This window comes from Oceanobacillus arenosus (assembly GCF_003369575.1).
Classification (GTDB): Bacteria; Bacillota; Bacilli; order Bacillales; family Amphibacillaceae; genus Oceanobacillus; species Oceanobacillus arenosus.
Genome location: NZ_PIOC01000032.1, coordinates 32,079 through 48,927, shown reverse-complemented (window position 1 = coordinate 48,927; position 16,849 = coordinate 32,079). Strand labels below are relative to the sequence as shown.

Below are 16,849 nucleotides of genomic sequence, written 5' to 3'. Positions count from 1 at the left end.
GTGTAACATGTTGAAAAAGGTGAGTACATTTTGGTTAGCTATCGTTCTTGCATTTGTATTCTATGGGGTTGTTCAACTGCTTATTTTAAACGGATTTTTAAATCCGTTTTATACGAATACACTTATCTTTATTTGTATTAATATAATTCTCGCCGTGAGTTTGCATTTAGTAATCGGGATTACCGGACAATTCTCTATCGGACATGCGGGGTTTCTTGCCCTTGGTGCATACATTTCAGCGATTATGACGATGAAGCTTGATATGCCTTTTTCGTTCGCTCTTTTTGCGGGTGGGATTGTTGCGGCCTTAGCTGGGTTAGTTGTTGGGATTCCTAGCTTACGTTTACGCGGGGATTATTTAGCAATTGCCACACTTGGTTTTGCGGAAATCATTCGGATTATCTTCCTGAATATTGATTATGTTGGTGGCGCAGCAGGAATGCAAGTCACTCATGCAACAACATGGACGACATCCTTTCTATGCCTAATCCTCACGATTGTTGTGATCGTTAATTTTACAAATTCTAGACATGGCCGTGCATGTATTTCCATTCGTGAAAATGAAATTGCTGCCGATGCAATGGGAATAAATACAACATATTATAAAGTTGCCGCATTTGTAATCGGTTCCTTCTTTGCTGGGATTGCTGGAGGATTATATGCACATAACTTCTATATCATTCAACCTGCAAACTTTGGATTCTTGAAATCATTTGATATATTGATTCTTGTTGTATTAGGTGGACTGGGAAGCTTATCTGGGGCTGTTATTTCCGCAATATTATTAACGGTTGTATCCACATTTCTTCAAGAGCTTCCAGAGACACGGATGATTATTTATAGCTTAGTACTCGTTTTGGTCATGCTTTATCGGCCTCAAGGATTGATGGGAACGCGTGAAATAACGGATTACTTCGGAAATTGGAAATGGAAGCGGGTAAAAGGAGGAAATCAGTATGGAGGCTAGGCCGATTCTTCACGTCAGTCAGGTTGGGATTAACTTCGGTGGATTAAAGGCTGTAGATGGCTTTAATCTGAAGCTCTATCCTGGGGGATTGATTGGACTCATTGGACCAAATGGCGCGGGAAAAACGACTGTATTTAACCTATTAACAGGGGTATATACACCAACAGAGGGTGATATAGTCTTTAATGGTGAACGGATTAATGGGCTTGCACCTTATAAGGTGACGCGCAAGGGGATTAGTCGTACCTTTCAAAATGTCCGCCTCTTCAATGAGCAGTCTGTATTAGACAATGTAAAGGTTGCATATCATTCTTTAGCAAGCCATTCGATTTTCAGCTCTATTTTTCGCTTGCGGAGTCATTTTATTGGCGAAAAGGAGATGGAAGCAAAGGCGTTGGCATTTCTCAGGATTTTTCAATTGGATAAAGTAAAAGATGAAAAGGCGAAGAATTTACCATATGGCGGGCAGAGAAGACTAGAGATTGCGCGGGCACTTGCAGCCGGTCCCAAGTTGCTCCTGCTCGACGAACCAGCAGCGGGTATGAATCCACAGGAAACAAAAGATTTGATGGAATTAATATCCTTTATCCGAGAACAATTTAATTTGACCATTCTCCTAATCGAGCATGATATGAAACTAGTAATGGGAATATGTGAGCGAATCTCTGTACTCGATCATGGCCTGCTGATTGCAGAGGGGACACCCAATGAAGTACAAAATCATCCAAAAGTAATTGAAGCGTATCTCGGTGAGGAGGTCGTGAGTTCCCATGCTTAATGTGGAGGAAATTGATGTTTATTATGGAAATATTAAGGCATTAAAGGGTATTTCCCTAAATGTAAATGAAGGTGAAATTGTGACATTGATTGGTGCAAATGGGGCAGGAAAGAGTACGTTATTAAAGACATTATCTGGATTATTAAAGCCAAAGAAGGGAAAAATCGAATATGGCAATAAATCGATTGCCGGGAGACCTGCCCAAGTTATCGTGAAAGCAGGTATCTCTCATGTTCCAGAAGGACGCCGTGTATTTGCAAATATGACGGTAGAGGAGAATTTAGAGCTTGGTGCATATTTGAGAAAGGATTTGAAAGGGATTCGCAATGATTTTGAAAAGGTATTTGAATTGTTTCCGAGATTATTTGAGCGGAAGAAACAGTTGTCTGGTACGCTTTCCGGTGGTGAGCAACAAATGCTGGCGATGGGGCGAGCGCTGATGGCAAAGCCGAAGCTGCTCCTTCTTGATGAACCATCAATGGGATTAGCGCCACTATTAGTCAAGACGATCTTTAGTATTATTGAGGAAATTAATCGGAATGGAACGACTATTCTTTTAGTTGAACAAAATGCAAATATGGCACTATCCATTGCAACTAGGGCATATGTCATTGAAACTGGATCGGTGATTACTTCAGGAACTGCTGAGAAACTACAGGCAAGTGAGGAAATCAGGAAGGCATATCTTGGTGGTATGTAAAAGCGAAGGAGCAATCATTATGCTGACTGCTCCTTTAAATCATTTTTAGTAATAGTACGGTGGATAGTATCCGTCGTAGCCGTAACCATAGCCATATCCATATGGATTATAAAGTGTACTAGCTAATAATCCTCCTGCAAATCCGCCAAGGAATGGTGAACCGAATCCTCCAATGAATGGCCCACCGAATCCGCCGAAGAAAGGTCTTCCGAATCCGCCGTGAAATCCTCCAAAGAAAGGTCTTCCGAATCCGCCGTGGAATCCTCCAAAGAAAGGCCTTCCAAAACCACCATGGAAACCTCCGAGAAATGGTCTTCTATATAGATCTTCGTACATATATTCTCCTTGAACCTGCATGTTGTTACTATCTTGCATCTCAAGGGGCTCTTGCGATTGAAACGTTTCCTGCACTTGATTTTCCATTAAGTAACCCTCATTTCCTTTTTAATTGTTTAAAAGATGCTTATTGCTATCGTTATTATTTTTTACCTTATGAAGCAACGAACTATAATAAAGCAGTTTTTTAAGCGTAAATGCTTAGAAGTTCGAATGGTCGCTATGATAAGACCTTTGAACATTCTCTATAAGGTATGCGGATGCCTAGAAAAGTTACTAGGCGAAAGTCTAATTTTAGTAGGTAAGAATACTTAAAAATGTACTTGGATAATGGTTAACTATCATATATAATGTTCTTGTGTAGATAGAAATATTTGAAAATTAAAAGTAGGATGATTTTAAGGGGGCTTGAAATGAATTTTATTAAACGTGGATTTTTAGGTATTACAAGAAAAAAAGGGAAATCATTAATTTTATTAGCCGTTATTTTTATCTTAGGAAATTTAATATCAGGAGCATTTTCTATTCAACAAGCAACTGGTAATGTAGAAAAGAACATTAAAGAAAGACTCGGAGCTGCTGCGACGGTTGAGCTTGATCAAGAAGAATTGAATGCGCTAAGCGAGGCAGACTGGGAAGGAGTAGAGATAGAGAACATAGGCGTTGATTTGATTAAACAAATTGGTGAGCTTTCCTATGTAAAATATTATGATTACAGTATGTCTACCAATTTAGGATCAGAGAGTATTGAGAGTTATCAGGGTGAAGGGATGGAAGATCAAGTTGTTATGACAGGTCCAAGCATGGACTATAGACTGAAAGGAATTAACTATGCTCCTGTAATTGATTTTGAAGAGCAGAAGGGCAAATTAGTTGATGGTCGCGTTTTCACCCAAGAAGAAGTGGATAACGGTACCTCTGTTGCCATTATTTCAAAAAAATTAGCAGAAAAAAATAATCTTCAAGTTGGAGATACCTTTACATTGACCAATGCGGTCTATACATATGATGACAAGACAGGTGAAGAGGAGCTAGCTAATTCTCGTGATGTCGTATTAGAAGTCATTGGATTATTTGAACCCCAATCAATCAAAGAAGACCAGGGAGAGAGTTCAGATGGCGGTATGTTTGATTGGATGGACATTGAGTATCAAAATACGGTGTATGTTCCGAATGAAATTATTGTCAGTGAAACTAAATTCAATATGGAAGAATACATGAAAGCAGACGCGGAATTTGCAGCAGCGATGGAGGGGGAAGAGCAAACTTTCGAATATTACACGCCGATGTTTGTCTTAAATAACCCCGAAGATAGTGCAGCATTTGAGGAAGAGGTAACACCATTGCTGCCGGAATTTTATACAGTAATCAATGCTTCAGATCAATATGATAGCATTGCCGGCCCGATGAAGTCGATGTCCAATCTATCAAAATATGTTCTGATAGCTGCAGTAATTGCAACGTTGCTGATAACTGGGTTAGTAGTTTTACTATTCCTCCGGGACAGAAAACGTGAATTGGGTATTTACTTATCCTTAGGAGAACGACGAAGCCGTGTTGTCGGACAAATACTAATCGAAGTAATGGTTGTCGCGGTAATTGGTATCACTTTATCTTTATTCAGCGGAAACTTATTAGCTGGACAGGTATCTGATACGATGATGAAAGCGGACAGTAATACGTCTGATGAAGGTATTATCTATTACAGTGAGATTCAGCAAACCAATTTAACAACAGAAGATGTCTTAGATTCTTATGAGGTAAACCTTAATTCAAGCTATATTCTAGGTTTTTATGGAATCGGTCTGTTAACGATGTTAATTTCAACCGTTATTCCGCTAATTTATATTGTAAGGCTAAATCCGAAGAAAATACTGATGTAATTGGGAGGTGAGATTATGATATTAGAAGCGAAAGATTTAAATTATTATTATCAAGATGGTGAGCAGCGTCGTTATATATTAAAAGATACATCTGTCTCTTTTGAGAAGGGTAAGTTTTATACGATTCTAGGACAGTCTGGTTCAGGGAAAACCACGTTGTTATCATTACTCAGTGCCTTGGATTCGCCACAAAGTGGAACAGTATCATTTAACGAAGAAGACATTAAGAAAATTGGCTATGAAAAATACCGCCGTAATAATGTCGGAATTATTTTTCAAAGCTATAATTTAATCCCGACCTTTACAGCTGTGGAAAATGTACTCGTTCCGATGTCGATTACGGAAAATGAAATTCCGGAAGATACAAAGACAGTGGCATATAATTTACTAGATTTCATTGGTATTGGAAAAAGCAAAGCAGATCGTTTCGTTAATAAGCTTTCTGGGGGAGAGCAGCAGCGTGTGGCTATTGCCCGCGCGCTGGCGACTAATGTGGAATTAATTCTTGCCGATGAGCCAACAGGAAACCTTGATGAAGAGATGGAGCAGGAAATCATTGATATCTTTAAAAAATTGGCACATGAACACGAGAAATGTGTCATTGTGGTAACGCACTCCAATGAAATTGCTTTGCAGTCTGATCAGGCTTTCCATTTGAGGAAGGGTGTACTGTCTTCCTATGAGTGATTTTTTATCAAAATTCAACAAAGACAAGTATCATGACCTGGTGGATGAGCAAGAGGACAAGAAAATAAAAGATGGAAATGATAAGAAAGCGGAAAACAAGGAAGAAACAGAATCGCAGCAAACGCAGGAGAGTCTTGCTTCTGCTGCGGAGTTAGAAGAAATTGTACCTGAGCGTGAGACCCAGATTAAGCCAGGTCCCGTTTCCTCTAGGATCAGCCGTCGAGAGGATGCGGAAGAAGAAGTTGAGATTGATGTGGATTATCAAAGGAAAAAGAGACGTCGGATGTGGCTGATTATTGCAGGAGCTGTTATAGCTTGTATTTTGATTTCCTTCATTTATTATATGCTTGTTCATGTTAGGCTTGAAAATTTTGTGGGGCAGCCTGTTGCAGAAGCCCGTGCTTGGGCGAAAGAAAATGATGTAGAGGTTGAATTAGAACAAGAATATAATATGGAGCATGATGCAAATCAGATTATTTCGCAGAGTGTACCTGCTGGAGATAAAATACGAAAAGGGAAGACACTCCAATTAATGAGCAGCTTAGGTCCTGATCCAGAAGAAGTTATTCCACTTGCTGATTTTTCAGTAATGAGTCAAGTGGAAGCAGAGAGCTGGATTGATGAAAATAAAGCAGAAAACCTGCAGATGGTCACAGAATACAGTGATGATATTGAAGAAGGTACCTTTATTAAGGTTACCATCAAGGATAGTGGAATTGCTGAATCAGAATACCAACGTAAAGACAGTGCTGCTGTCTATTATTCAAAAGGGAAAGAAGTCTTCGAAAAGAATATCACCATACCTGACTTTACAGGAACTGCCAAAGAAGAAGTGGAGAAATGGGCGGAAACCAATGAAATTGAGATGACGTATGAAGAGGCAGACTCTGATAGTATCGAAGCAGGAAATATTATTAGTCAAGGTGAAGCCGCAGATGGGAAAATCGCAAAAAGGGACAAGATGGAAGTTGTTGTATCTGTAGGTAAAGCCACTGTAGTTCCGAATTTTTGGGGACTGACTGCGGAGGAAGCTGCTATTAATTATCCAGATTTAAACGTGATAACAAAACAGGTATTCAATGCAGACGCTTCTTATGGAACACTTATTTCACAATCTGTTGCAGCAGATATAAAGTTAACGGAAAAAGATGATAAGAATGTTACAGTTACATATTCGTTAGGTAGACCTTACTTAAAAGATTTTCGAGGACAATTAGAGGGTGACTTGCCAAGATTGTTTTATGAGGAATATCAATCAAAAGGTGCTAATATCAAATATATTGTTAAGTTTGTCAATGCCCCGGAAGTAAAGGGGACGGTGGTCGGTATGAGTAAATTTAATGAATTTGTACCAATGACTTACACAGTGGAGATTAGTATTAGCAATAATACTTCAGCACCGCCTAACCCACCAGCATTTATTGAGGATGAACCAGTTGGACCTGTAGAAGGAGAACCAGGGCAACCTTCGGATGAAGAGAAAGATATTGAAGTAAATGTAAAATAAACATTATAGTGCATGTTCAAAGGACAATATTAAGGAACAGTGGGCTATAAACCACTGTCCTGATGTAATGTCGACACTAATACACAAACACTAATATAGAAATCACCTATTGACCATTTCACTGTTAATTGCTAAGATAATCCTATCTTTTAATTAAATACGCGATGAGCATTATGGATAAAACTATAATGGGAGCAACTTCTGAAGAGATCGCAATTTGCGGCGCCGAAGGATTCATAATCTCAGGCAAAAGGACGGAAGAGTAACGTATACATATTTTTATGTATGTTATTCTTACATCTACCGAGATTGGATCGATTCCAATCTCGTTTTTTTATTTTTAAAGCTCATTTGTATTTGTTTGTTGGTATTTAGATAAATAGCGGAATAGTGACAATTTTGATTTCAAATCTAGACAGTAGTTGCTGTTCACACGTGAGTTTCACTCCTTTACTTCTATTTACGTCTAACGTCGATTGTCAGTGGTAAGTAACTCTTTTATATGTGGTTTTTCACAATCCCAGCGGAAGAAATACACGGAGACTTCTGCGGGAAGAAGAGCCTAGGTGAGACAATGAAGCGCGATAGCGCGAGTTGGCTCACCAGCTCCCCGCGAAAAGCGTAGTGTATTTCTGGAGCGAGCGGCCTGAGAGCCCTTAGCACTAAACTAGTCCAAAGTTTTCATCAACAACTAAATATCAATATTCATTTGAGTAAGCATCAATAATTAGAAAGTAACTTTTTTATAAATATTTTTAAGAGGTGATCAGGATGACGGAAAGACATGCGGTTGTAAGTGTGATTGGTAAGGACCAAGTCGGGATTATTGCAAAGGTAACCAATATATTAGCGGATAATCAGATTAATATTCTAGATATTAGCCAAACAATTCTTCAAGACTTCTTTACAATGATGATGATTGTAGATGTGGCTGGACGAGAGGATCTCGACCAGTTACAGGATCAGCTTAATCATTTAGGAGATGATCTTGGTTTAAAAATTAATATTCAGCTTGAGGAAATTTTCCAAGCGATGCACCGGGTATAATAATCAGGAGGTTTTGAAATGGACATTGCACATAATGAAATGATCGAAACAATACGAATGATTCAGATGGAGAATTTAGATATTCGTACCGTTACAATGGGAATTAGTCTGCAAGATTGTGCAGATGCTAATTTCGACAACCTCAAGCAAAATGTTTATAACAAAATTACCCGATATGCCGGGAGGCTAAAGGAAGTTGCTGAAGCGGTAGAAAGGGAATACGGGATTCCAATTATTAATAAGCGGATTTCGATCACACCAATTGCAGAGATTCTAGGAAATGCTACAAAGGAACAAGCAATTGAAATAGCAAGAACGTTGGATAAGACTGCAATTAAGCTTGGAGTAGATTTTATTGGCGGCTATTCTGCACTCGTTCACAAGGGTATGACGAAGGGTGACGAGACATTGCTTGAGGCTCTGCCAGAGGCATTAAGTGTTACGGAGCGAGTTTGTGCCTCCGTTTCCATTGGTACGACTAGAGCGGGAATTAACATGGATGCTGTTGCAAAAATGGGAGTAATCATTAAGGAAGCCGCAGAACGGACCAAAAATCAAAACGGTTTAGCATGTGCGAAACTAGTAGTCTTCTGTAATCCAGTAGAGGATAATCCGTTTATGGCAGGGGCATTCCACGGTGCTGGTGAGGGTGAAGCTGTTATCAATGTTGGTGTAAGTGGACCAGGTGTTGTGCTAAGCGCACTAAAGCGACACGATGATGCAAACCTTAGCGACGTATCAGAGATTATTAAGAAAACAGCTTTTAAGATTACAAGAGCAGGGGAATTAATCGGTAGAGTGGTTGCCGAGCGCCTCCAAATCCCATTCGGAATCGTTGATTTATCTCTAGCGCCAACGAATGCAATGAATGATAGTGTCGCCGAAATCCTAGAAGAGATTGGCCTTGAACGTGTTGGGACACATGGAACAATTGCAGCACTAGCATTAATGAATGATGCAGTGAAAAAAGGCGGGGGAATGGCTAGCTCATTTGTCGGCGGACTGAGCGGCGCATTTATTCCTGTCAGCGAGGATAATGGCATGATTCGCGGGATTACTGATAACTCCTTAACGCTTCCAAAATTAGAGGCAATGACCTGTGTCTGTTCAGTCGGCCTTGATATGATTGCATTAACTGGCAATGTAACACCTGCTACCTTGTCTGCGATTATAGCGGATGAAGCGGCAATTGGTATGATAAATAAAAAGACGACTGCAGTAAGGGTTATCCCTGTTCCTGGAAAGGAAGAAGGCGAAATGGTAGAGTTTGGCGGACTTCTTGGTCGTGCTCCTGTTATGGGTGTAAATCCATATAGCTCAGAAAAATTCATTAAACGCGGTGGAAGAATCGCAGCTCCGTTGCAGGCATTGATTAATTAAGACGGCTTTCTCTCTTTGATTGTAAGAAAGGCTATTAAAGCCTCCGCTAATAAAAGCGGAGGCTTCCAAATTCTTATTTCATTAAGTTTAACCTTCAGTACCTTCTTCTGCATCAGCACCATCTTCAGGTACTTCTTCTCCAGTACCATCCTCTGTGTTATCTTGTTCTTCGGTAGGTTCGCCTGTTGCCGGATCTTCTTCGTCTCCAGCCGCACATCCAAACAATAGACCAGTAGAAAGGATTGCCCCCATTGTTGCTAATGTTAATTTCTTAATCTTCAACATGATCACCTCTCCTAACAATTTTGGTACCCCTTCATTATAAGCTACCTCTTTTAATAGGAGATTACATGCATGTAAATGTTTTTTAACAAATCGAAATATTCATACTATCTTTTTCCTATACCAGCCAGAAAGCTAGGACTACTATCATCATTTGGAAAATGATAGCAGCTAAAGCTAGTTAGAAAGTAATGAGGTGTCACAACCTATTATTTTTCAATTTGATTTTTTATCTTAAAATTCTCTATTATTAAGGATGAATATAGACATTTGTGCCAAGTGGAACCATGTTCGATAGTTCTACCACATCATCGTTCTGCATTCTAATACAGCCATGTGAAACAGATTTCCCAATTGAGGATGGATCGTTAGTGCCATGTATCCCGTAATGTGGCTTGGATAAGCCCATCCACAATACTCCAAAGGGTCCTCCAGGATTTTCCTCTTTGTTAGAAATCATGTAATTCCCTGTTGGTGTAGGTGTCAGTATCTTCCCAATTGCAATTGGATACTCCTTAAGCAATGTGCTTGCATCGTAAAGCTTTAGCTGATGTTTACTAACTGAAATATCAATCCAAAGTGCCATCCTATCACCTCCATAGAATCCGTTTACTCTATATATATGATTGATGGCTCATAATACCACTCCCAGTAAGAATGGATTAATTTTCCGTTACAATTAACATATCATTCTCATCGAATGCCCAATCTTCTCCAAATGCTACCTCCCAATAGAATCCATTTGGATCTTGAAAGTATCCGCTATAGCCGCCCCAGAAAACCACTTCTGGCTTCTTAACAATCTTTGCACCAGCTTTTTCTGCTAATGCAAATACCTCATCTACCTCTTCTTTCGATTTGCCATTATATGCAAGCGCAATTCCGCTAAAACCATCAGTTACTGCTGGCGGGTTAGATTCATCGATATCCTTTGCTAAGTTTTCGATCGGGAATAGCGATATTTTTGTCCCACCATTATTAAAGAAAATTACGTCCGGATTTGTTTCATCACCATGTACAACTACTTCAAATCCAAGCCCATCGCGGTAAAATCGAAGGGACTTTACCATGTCCTTTACACCTAGGGTTATTAAATTTAATCGGTTCATTTTGCCAGCTCCTTCGTTTTTTATGCAATTATATCTTATTTTATATCATTGGTCATAATTGATGGATTTCCTTCCTAAGGGGAATTTGGATTATAATAAGAATAGGAACATCGCATATATATTGATGTGAAGATATGGAGGTTGTTGTTATTTCGATAGATGAGGAAAGCCGAATCATTGATGATATGATGGATAGAATTGTTAAGCGGAAGCTAAGTCCAGGGGAAAAGCTACCCTCCGAAAATGAGTTGGCGGATGAATATCGCGTCCCAAGGATGACAGTAAGGAATGCATTAACGAAATTTGAAGAACGTGGATATATCTATTCAAAGCAAGGAAAAGGGCGTTACGTAAAAGAGGCATCGATTCCAATTCAATTGAGCTTAACAGGGAGAATTAGTTTTACGGATAAGATGAATCAAATGGGCTATGACCTAATGACGAGCAATATCTACTGTGAAAAAATGGACTATGAAATGGAGGTTTATCAGAAATTAAATGCAGATGAGCATGATTCGGTGTACCGAATTGGACGCTTGCGTTATATAAATGGTGAACCAATTGCAATCCACAATTCATATGTAAATGAATCCAGCTTTCCAGAAATTAAGGAGGATGGTCCAGAAATTGAATCGATGTTTGCGTATTATCGAAAACAAGGATTTAGCGATTTTACCAGCCGTAAAACGATGCTGAGTATCACGTTCCCGACTTCAAAAGAACAGCAACTTCTCTCATGCAAAAGCATGGTACCGCTCATTAAAGTTGAAAGTGATTGCATCGATATAGAATCGAAGCAGGTTTTAGAACATACGAAAATCTTATATCGTAGTGATAAATTTAAATATGATATAACGATGGATTGAACAGATAAGCTGTCCCTTAGATTTGGGCTGCTTATCTGTTTTTTTGACTTTCGACAAAACTCTGGGACTGACAGGCACTGCCCGAGCACGTTTTATTAATTTTCTTTACATATACTTTACCTTTTCTTAAAACACAAGCACTTGGCGACAAGTTAAGCTAGTCTTGTCAGGTAAGTGCAACTAAGGCTGTCATCTAAATAAATGCTTGGTTGAACCTTAGTTTTCTAAATGAAGGAGGGTGTATCGAATGATGAAAAGACGAAAAAGAACTCAGATTCTCATTCAAAGTGATCACCGTTTAGCGAAGGATTTCGCAGAATCGATTATTCAAAACTATAACTGTCAGGAAATTGTTGCTCCACATTATGGCTTAACGATGGTTAAGATGCGCGAATCAGCAAAGAATTCTCTTTTTTATATTGGTGAAGTACTTGTAACCGAAGCAAAAGTTGAGATAAATAATCAAATTGGCATAGGGATTGTCGTAGGGATGCAGGATGAGCTTGCGAGGCATTTAGCGATAATTGATGCGGCATATAAAGCGAACCTGCCAGAGACAATGGAATGGAATTCACAGTTGCAGAGAGCAGAGCAACAGGTGATAAATAAACGCGCGAAAGAACAAGCAGAGTTATTTGAAACCAAGGTTAATTTTGAAACGATGGACGTTTAATAAAGTCAGATAGGAGTGAAAAAATGGCGATTGATCAAGTACATGATATGCAGCAGGTTTACAGGAAATTATTACAAAGTATGTCACGCCCAGGCACGATTTCATCGATTCGCGAGATTGCAGAGCGAGTGGAATATAAGCTTCCTTGCTATCGGGCAACATTTCTAAGCGTGATGACATTACTAGACGCTGAGGTAACATTTCATATTCTATCCGAGAAAAATCAGGAATTGATTGAAAAAATTTCAGAATATACCTTAGCAAAATATGCAGCCATTACGGAAGCGGATTTTGTGATTGTTTTGCAAGATGATACAGAAGCCTCCATTATAGAAGCGATGGAGCGTTGCAAAAACGGTAATTTACTTGATCCACAACATTCCGCAACCTGGATAATTGAGAGTCCCTTGATAGCAAAAGAAGCGGAACTTACATTAACAGGACCCGGTATTAAACAGGAAGCACAGCTCCAAGTAGGGCTAACACCGGAAATATGGCAGACACGAAATGAACGAGCCAGCGAATATCCATTAGGGATTGACTTCATTTTTATAGATGAACAAGCACAATTGGCTTGTGTTCCCCGAACGACTTCTGTGGTAATACTGGAGGTGGAATAATGGGTTATGTTGCGGTAAAAGGCGGTACGAACGCTATTGAGGCTTCGATTGAACGATTGAAGTACGATCGGATAAAGGATGAAGAAATATTAGAAGTCAACACAATATTAGCTACGATGAAAGCGATGATTGATCACGTGATGTCAGAGAGTAGCTTATATTCCCCGCTTTTAGCAGCACTCGCAATCAAGCAAGCCGAGGGCAGCATGGAAGAAGCAGTTTTCTTAATGCGTGCCCATCGTTCCACATTACCAAGGCTTTATTATAGTCAAACAGTCGAATCGGAATCGATGTTAGTGGAGCGTCGTATTTCCGCAAGTTTTAAAGATATTCCTGGTGGACAACTGCTCGGAGCTACCCGCGACTACACCCATCGTCTACTAGATTTTGAATTAATCGATGAGGATCAAAATCATAACGAACAATGGTTACGGGATTATAAAGATAAATTAGCTGAAATCAAAGCATTGGATGGAGTGCAGTATTTTCCTAAGGTAGTCGATTATTTGCGTGAAGAAGGTCTATTTAAAAGACACGAGATGGATAATGAAAAGCCAGATGATATTACGAAACAGAGTTTACATTTTCCAGCATCAAGAAGTGCAAGATTACAAGTATTGACCCGTGGACAAACAGGGGCTGTCACCTCATTAGGCTACGCGTCACTTCGTGGTTATGGTCAAGTCCACCCGACAGTTGGCGAAGTTCGTGTTGGCGATTTGCCAATCTATGTAGCACATCCAAATGAAATGGAACAAAATGAGGAAAATGAATTTTATATCGGCGAAATTAAAGTGACCGAGGTAGAATCGTTTGTCCCGGTCACGGTGAAAAACGAACAGAATGAATCGGAGTTGGAATTTGAAATTGGCTATGGCATTTGCTATGGGCAAAATGAAACAAAAGCAATTGCAATGAGCATCTTAGACCAATGTTTAGAACATCCGGAAGCGGAGTTTCCGACACATGATGAGGAATTTGTGCTATTGCACATTGATTCTGTTGAAGCGACAGGGTTTATTTCACACTTGAAGCTACCACATTATGTAACATTCCAATCGAAGTTGGACAGTGTTCGTCAGGTAAAGAAAGGTGGATTCAAGGATGAAAACTAACACACATTTCGCGTTTTTTGATGAAGGTTCGAAAAAGGAAATCCGCCGTGCCATTTTAAAAGCAGTTGCAATTCCAGGCTATCAAGTACCATTCGCCTCAAGAGAGATGCCAATTGCTCGTGGCTGGGGTACTGGCGGATTACAAATTACCCTCTCGATTATTGGTAAACAAGACGTATTGAAAGTGATTGACCAAGGTGCAGATGAGTCTGTAAATGCGGTCAGTATTAAGAAATTAGTGCAAGCAACAACCGGCGTAAAGCTAACGGAGCGGACACAGGAGTCAAGTATTATCCAATCAAGGCACCGGATTCCAGAGGTGGCCTTAACAGAAGGGCAAATCTTAGTTTTGCAAGTTCCAATGCCAGAACCGCTTAGACCATACGAAGCAAAAGAATACCAGACGAAAATCCTCCATTCTGAGGAAGATTATAGCGGGGCATGGCTGATGCTCTTTGAACAAATTATGAAATACGGGCAAACAGCGACAGGAGCAGATCACCCCGTATACGTAAATAATCGCTATGTGATGGCACCAAGCCCAATCCCTAGATTTGATAATCCAAAAATGCATCAATCAGAAGCATTGATTCTCTTAGGGGCTGGTCGGGAAAAGAAAATTTACGCTGTACCACCATACACAGATGTAGCCTCACTCGCCTTTGATGATTATCCATTTGCCGTTGAATCGTTTGAAGGCAAGCATTGTCATTTATGTGGAGCAACGAATGTCTTCATGGATGAATTGATCGATCATAGTACAGGTGAAACGATTTATCAGTGTAATGATACAAGCTATTGCATGGAACGCTTAAATGCGAATGTGGAAGCAGAGGTGGAAGAAAACCATGTATGAGGAACCAATATTAAGCGTACGTAATTTGAAAAAGCAATTTGGACCAGGCTGCCACCAATGTAATCAAGAACATGACAAGGGATTAGAGAAAAACTATTGTCCGAATTGCGGCACCGTCTATGCGTGTCAGGATATTTCCTTTGATTTATTCCCTGGTGAAATTCTTGGGATTGTTGGAGAGAGCGGAAGTGGAAAATCGACATTAATGCAGTGCTTATATTTTGACGCGGATGCGACATCGGGAGAAGCCTATATTCATGATGCTGCACTTGATGGGCAGAATGTATTCTCACTATCCTCGCAGAAAAAACGCTACATTCGCAATCATAAATATGGCATGGTTTATCAAAATCCTGTTCATGGCTTAAAGATGAACTTTTCATCCATTGGCAATATTGCAGAAAAATTAATCGCAGCAGGAAATCGTAATGTTTCGGAAATGGAGGGAGTCGGTAAAACGTTGCTGGAAAATGTCCATATCCCGCTATTTCGGATGAAGGAAGCACCAAAAAACTTCTCGGGTGGCATGCAGCAGCGGGTGCAAATTGCCAAAGCATTATCCAATAATCCACCAATCCTCTTCCTAGATGAAGTGACGACAGGACTTGATTTATCTGTACAGGCGAATGTTTTAGACTTGATTAAAAGAATTCAACGAGAATTGGGGATCAGCATGGTTGTCGTTTCACATGACCTAGCAGTTATCCGCATGCTTGCTGATCGTACCATTGTCATGCTTAATGGGGAGATAATTGAAGAAGGACTAACAGATCAAATCCTAGAGGACCCACAGCATGCATATACACAGCAATTAGTTTATTCATTGTTATAGGAGGAAGTGGAACGATGTATATCATTACAAATGGAAAAATAGTAACAGAAGAAGCAATTATTAGTGGGTATGCAGTTGTGATTGAAAACGAATATATTCAAGCAATCATACCTGAGGATGAGGCATCTGAACATCCGTCCGCAACACTAATTGATGCAAATGGCGGCTATATTTCACCGGGATTTATTGATATTCATTCCGATTATATCGAGTCAATTGTATCGCCACGTCCGACAAGTATGATGGATGTCAATATTAGTTTACGTGAGGCAGAGAAAATCTTAATTAGCCATGGGATTACGACGATGTTTCATTCCCTATCCTTCTACCGTGAAGATGTGTTTACACATAAACCGATGCGTTATCCTAAAAATGTGCAACGTTTAGTCGATGCAATTGATGCAACCCATCATGAATTACATCTGATCCGCCATCGACTCCATGCAAGATTTGAAATTGACAATATTGATGAGGTCGATCGACTTGTTAATAATATCAACAACGATAAGGTGCATTTGCTTTCCTTTATGGATCATACACCTGGGCAAGGCCAGTACAGAGATCTAGAGGTATATCGAGAAACATTAAAAGGATATCGCGATTTATCTGATGATGAAGTGAATGAAATTATCGAAGAACGTCAAAACAGCAAATATATGACAATGGAGAAGATTAAACAGGTCGCAGATATTGCATTATCGAAAGGCATTGCAGTAGCTTCCCATGATGACGATGATATTAAAAAACTAGAACTAGTCAAATCATTCGGCACAACGATTAGTGAATTTCCAATCACATTAGAGGTAGCTAAAAGGGCAAAGGAATTGGGATTACAGACCATTGCAGGCGCACCAAATGTATTATTAGGAGGATCACATTCTGGTAACCTATCTGCTATAGAAGCAATTGAGAATAACTGTGTCGATATTCTTTGCAGTGACTACTATCCAGCTGCATTACTGCATGCGGTATTCGAGTTAAGTGAAAAATACGGAAATGACTTACATCAAATGTTTATGATGGTTACCTTGAATCCAGCGAAGGCTGTACGAATGGATGACGAGCTTGGGTCGATTAAGCCTGGTAAGAAGGCGGATATTCTCATTATTGAAAGAATGGATGATGGCTATCCAATGTTGACGACGACAATGGTCAATGGCTCGGTAATGACCACGACGAATTATCGCGTGAAGTAAATAAGGAGGAGGTTA

19 protein-coding genes and 1 riboswitch are annotated in these 16,849 nt (G+C 39.7%); of the genes, 15 read left to right on the top strand and 4 right to left on the bottom strand.

Features of this window, described 5'->3' with window-relative positions; all coding sequences use genetic code 11:
• Nucleotides 1-7 precede the first annotated feature (7 nt).
• From CWR48_RS18800 to CWR48_RS18790, 3 genes are read left to right on the top strand one after another with little or no spacing between them, the layout of a single operon-like run.
• Complete coding sequence (locus tag CWR48_RS18800; protein WP_115774825.1) at nt 8-967, top strand: branched-chain amino acid ABC transporter permease; 960 nt, start codon at nt 8-10, stop codon at nt 965-967.
• A complete protein-coding gene (locus CWR48_RS18795; protein WP_115774824.1) occupies nt 957-1,745 on the top strand; it encodes an ABC transporter ATP-binding protein in 789 nt (262 codons plus the stop codon). The genes CWR48_RS18800 and CWR48_RS18795 overlap by 11 nt, the downstream gene beginning before the upstream one ends.
• On the top strand, nt 1,738-2,445 hold the full coding sequence (locus CWR48_RS18790; protein WP_115774823.1) for an ABC transporter ATP-binding protein: 708 nt from the start codon (nt 1,738-1,740) through the stop codon (nt 2,443-2,445). The genes CWR48_RS18795 and CWR48_RS18790 overlap by 8 nt, the downstream gene beginning before the upstream one ends.
• Nucleotides 2,446-2,490: 45 nt before the next feature.
• On the opposite strand, the gene CWR48_RS18785 is transcribed toward CWR48_RS18790, so the two are convergent.
• The gene (locus tag CWR48_RS18785) at nt 2,491-2,781 is read right to left on the bottom strand and encodes a hypothetical protein (RefSeq protein WP_115774908.1); all 291 of its coding nucleotides are present in this window, start codon (nt 2,779-2,781) and stop codon (nt 2,491-2,493) included.
• A 413-nt stretch (nt 2,782-3,194) separates the two neighbouring features.
• On the opposite strand from CWR48_RS18785, the gene CWR48_RS18780 reads away from it, so the two are divergent.
• The 5 genes from CWR48_RS18780 (at nt 3,195) to CWR48_RS18760 (ending at nt 9,285) form a co-directional block, all read left to right on the top strand.
• Nucleotides 3,195-4,664: an ABC transporter permease gene (locus CWR48_RS18780; RefSeq protein WP_115774822.1), complete on the top strand. Its 1,470-nt coding sequence runs from the start codon at nt 3,195-3,197 to the stop codon at nt 4,662-4,664.
• 15 nt (nt 4,665-4,679) lie between these two features.
• Entirely contained in the window at nt 4,680-5,351 is a 672-nt protein-coding gene (locus CWR48_RS18775; RefSeq protein ID WP_211316780.1) for an ABC transporter ATP-binding protein, read from the top strand.
• Nucleotides 5,344-6,858 (top strand): PASTA domain-containing protein, encoded by a 1,515-nt coding sequence (locus CWR48_RS18770; protein ID WP_115774821.1) that lies wholly within the window; start codon nt 5,344-5,346, stop codon nt 6,856-6,858. The genes CWR48_RS18775 and CWR48_RS18770 overlap by 8 nt, the downstream gene beginning before the upstream one ends.
• A gap of 191 nt (nt 6,859-7,049) precedes the next feature.
• Nucleotides 7,050-7,126: riboswitch (glycine riboswitch) on the top strand.
• 503 nt (nt 7,127-7,629) lie between these two features.
• On the top strand, nt 7,630-7,905 hold the full coding sequence (locus CWR48_RS18765; RefSeq protein WP_115774820.1) for an ACT domain-containing protein: 276 nt from the start codon (nt 7,630-7,632) through the stop codon (nt 7,903-7,905).
• Between the two features lie 18 nt (nt 7,906-7,923).
• Complete coding sequence (locus tag CWR48_RS18760) at nt 7,924-9,285, top strand: PFL family protein (RefSeq protein WP_115774819.1); 1,362 nt, start codon at nt 7,924-7,926, stop codon at nt 9,283-9,285.
• Nucleotides 9,286-9,372: 87 nt separating this feature from the next.
• Here CWR48_RS18760 and CWR48_RS18755 read toward each other — a convergent pair whose 3' ends face one another.
• The 3 genes from CWR48_RS18755 to CWR48_RS18745 all read right to left on the bottom strand — a co-directional run bounded on the left by CWR48_RS18755 (nt 9,373) and on the right by CWR48_RS18745 (nt 10,676).
• A complete protein-coding gene (locus CWR48_RS18755; protein ID WP_115774818.1) occupies nt 9,373-9,570 on the bottom strand; it encodes a hypothetical protein in 198 nt (65 codons plus the stop codon).
• 247 nt (nt 9,571-9,817) lie between these two features.
• On the bottom strand, nt 9,818-10,153 hold the full coding sequence (locus CWR48_RS18750) for a L,D-transpeptidase (protein ID WP_115774817.1): 336 nt from the start codon (nt 10,151-10,153) through the stop codon (nt 9,818-9,820).
• A gap of 76 nt (nt 10,154-10,229) precedes the next feature.
• Nucleotides 10,230-10,676, bottom strand: coding sequence for a VOC family protein (locus CWR48_RS18745; RefSeq protein ID WP_115774816.1), 447 nt, complete (start codon nt 10,674-10,676; stop codon nt 10,230-10,232).
• Nucleotides 10,677-10,810: 134 nt separating this feature from the next.
• On the opposite strand from CWR48_RS18745, the gene CWR48_RS18740 reads away from it, so the two are divergent.
• From CWR48_RS18740 to phnM, 7 genes are all read left to right on the top strand, one after another.
• Nucleotides 10,811-11,542, top strand: a complete 732-nt coding sequence (locus CWR48_RS18740; RefSeq protein ID WP_170140812.1) for a GntR family transcriptional regulator — start codon at nt 10,811-10,813, stop codon at nt 11,540-11,542.
• 250 nt (nt 11,543-11,792) lie between these two features.
• Entirely contained in the window at nt 11,793-12,215 is a 423-nt protein-coding gene (phnG, locus tag CWR48_RS18735) for a phosphonate C-P lyase system protein PhnG (protein WP_115774905.1), read from the top strand.
• A 23-nt stretch (nt 12,216-12,238) separates the two neighbouring features.
• The gene (gene phnH / locus CWR48_RS18730) at nt 12,239-12,835 is read left to right on the top strand and encodes a phosphonate C-P lyase system protein PhnH (protein ID WP_115774815.1); all 597 of its coding nucleotides are present in this window, start codon (nt 12,239-12,241) and stop codon (nt 12,833-12,835) included.
• Nucleotides 12,835-13,950 (top strand): carbon-phosphorus lyase complex subunit PhnI, encoded by a 1,116-nt coding sequence (locus tag CWR48_RS18725; RefSeq protein WP_115774814.1) that lies wholly within the window; start codon nt 12,835-12,837, stop codon nt 13,948-13,950. The genes phnH and CWR48_RS18725 overlap by 1 nt, the downstream gene beginning before the upstream one ends.
• A complete protein-coding gene (locus CWR48_RS18720) occupies nt 13,940-14,806 on the top strand; it encodes an alpha-D-ribose 1-methylphosphonate 5-phosphate C-P-lyase PhnJ (RefSeq protein ID WP_115774813.1) in 867 nt (288 codons plus the stop codon). The genes CWR48_RS18725 and CWR48_RS18720 overlap by 11 nt, the downstream gene beginning before the upstream one ends.
• Nucleotides 14,799-15,638 carry an ATP-binding cassette domain-containing protein gene (locus tag CWR48_RS18715; RefSeq protein ID WP_115774812.1) on the top strand — a complete coding sequence of 280 codons (840 nt, stop codon included), beginning with the start codon at nt 14,799-14,801 and terminating at the stop codon, nt 15,636-15,638. Before CWR48_RS18720 ends, CWR48_RS18715 begins: the two co-directional genes overlap by 8 nt.
• A gap of 14 nt (nt 15,639-15,652) precedes the next feature.
• On the top strand, nt 15,653-16,834 hold the full coding sequence (gene phnM / locus CWR48_RS18710) for a phosphonate metabolism protein PhnM (RefSeq protein WP_115774811.1): 1,182 nt from the start codon (nt 15,653-15,655) through the stop codon (nt 16,832-16,834).
• The last annotated feature ends 15 nt before the right edge of the window (nt 16,835-16,849 follow it).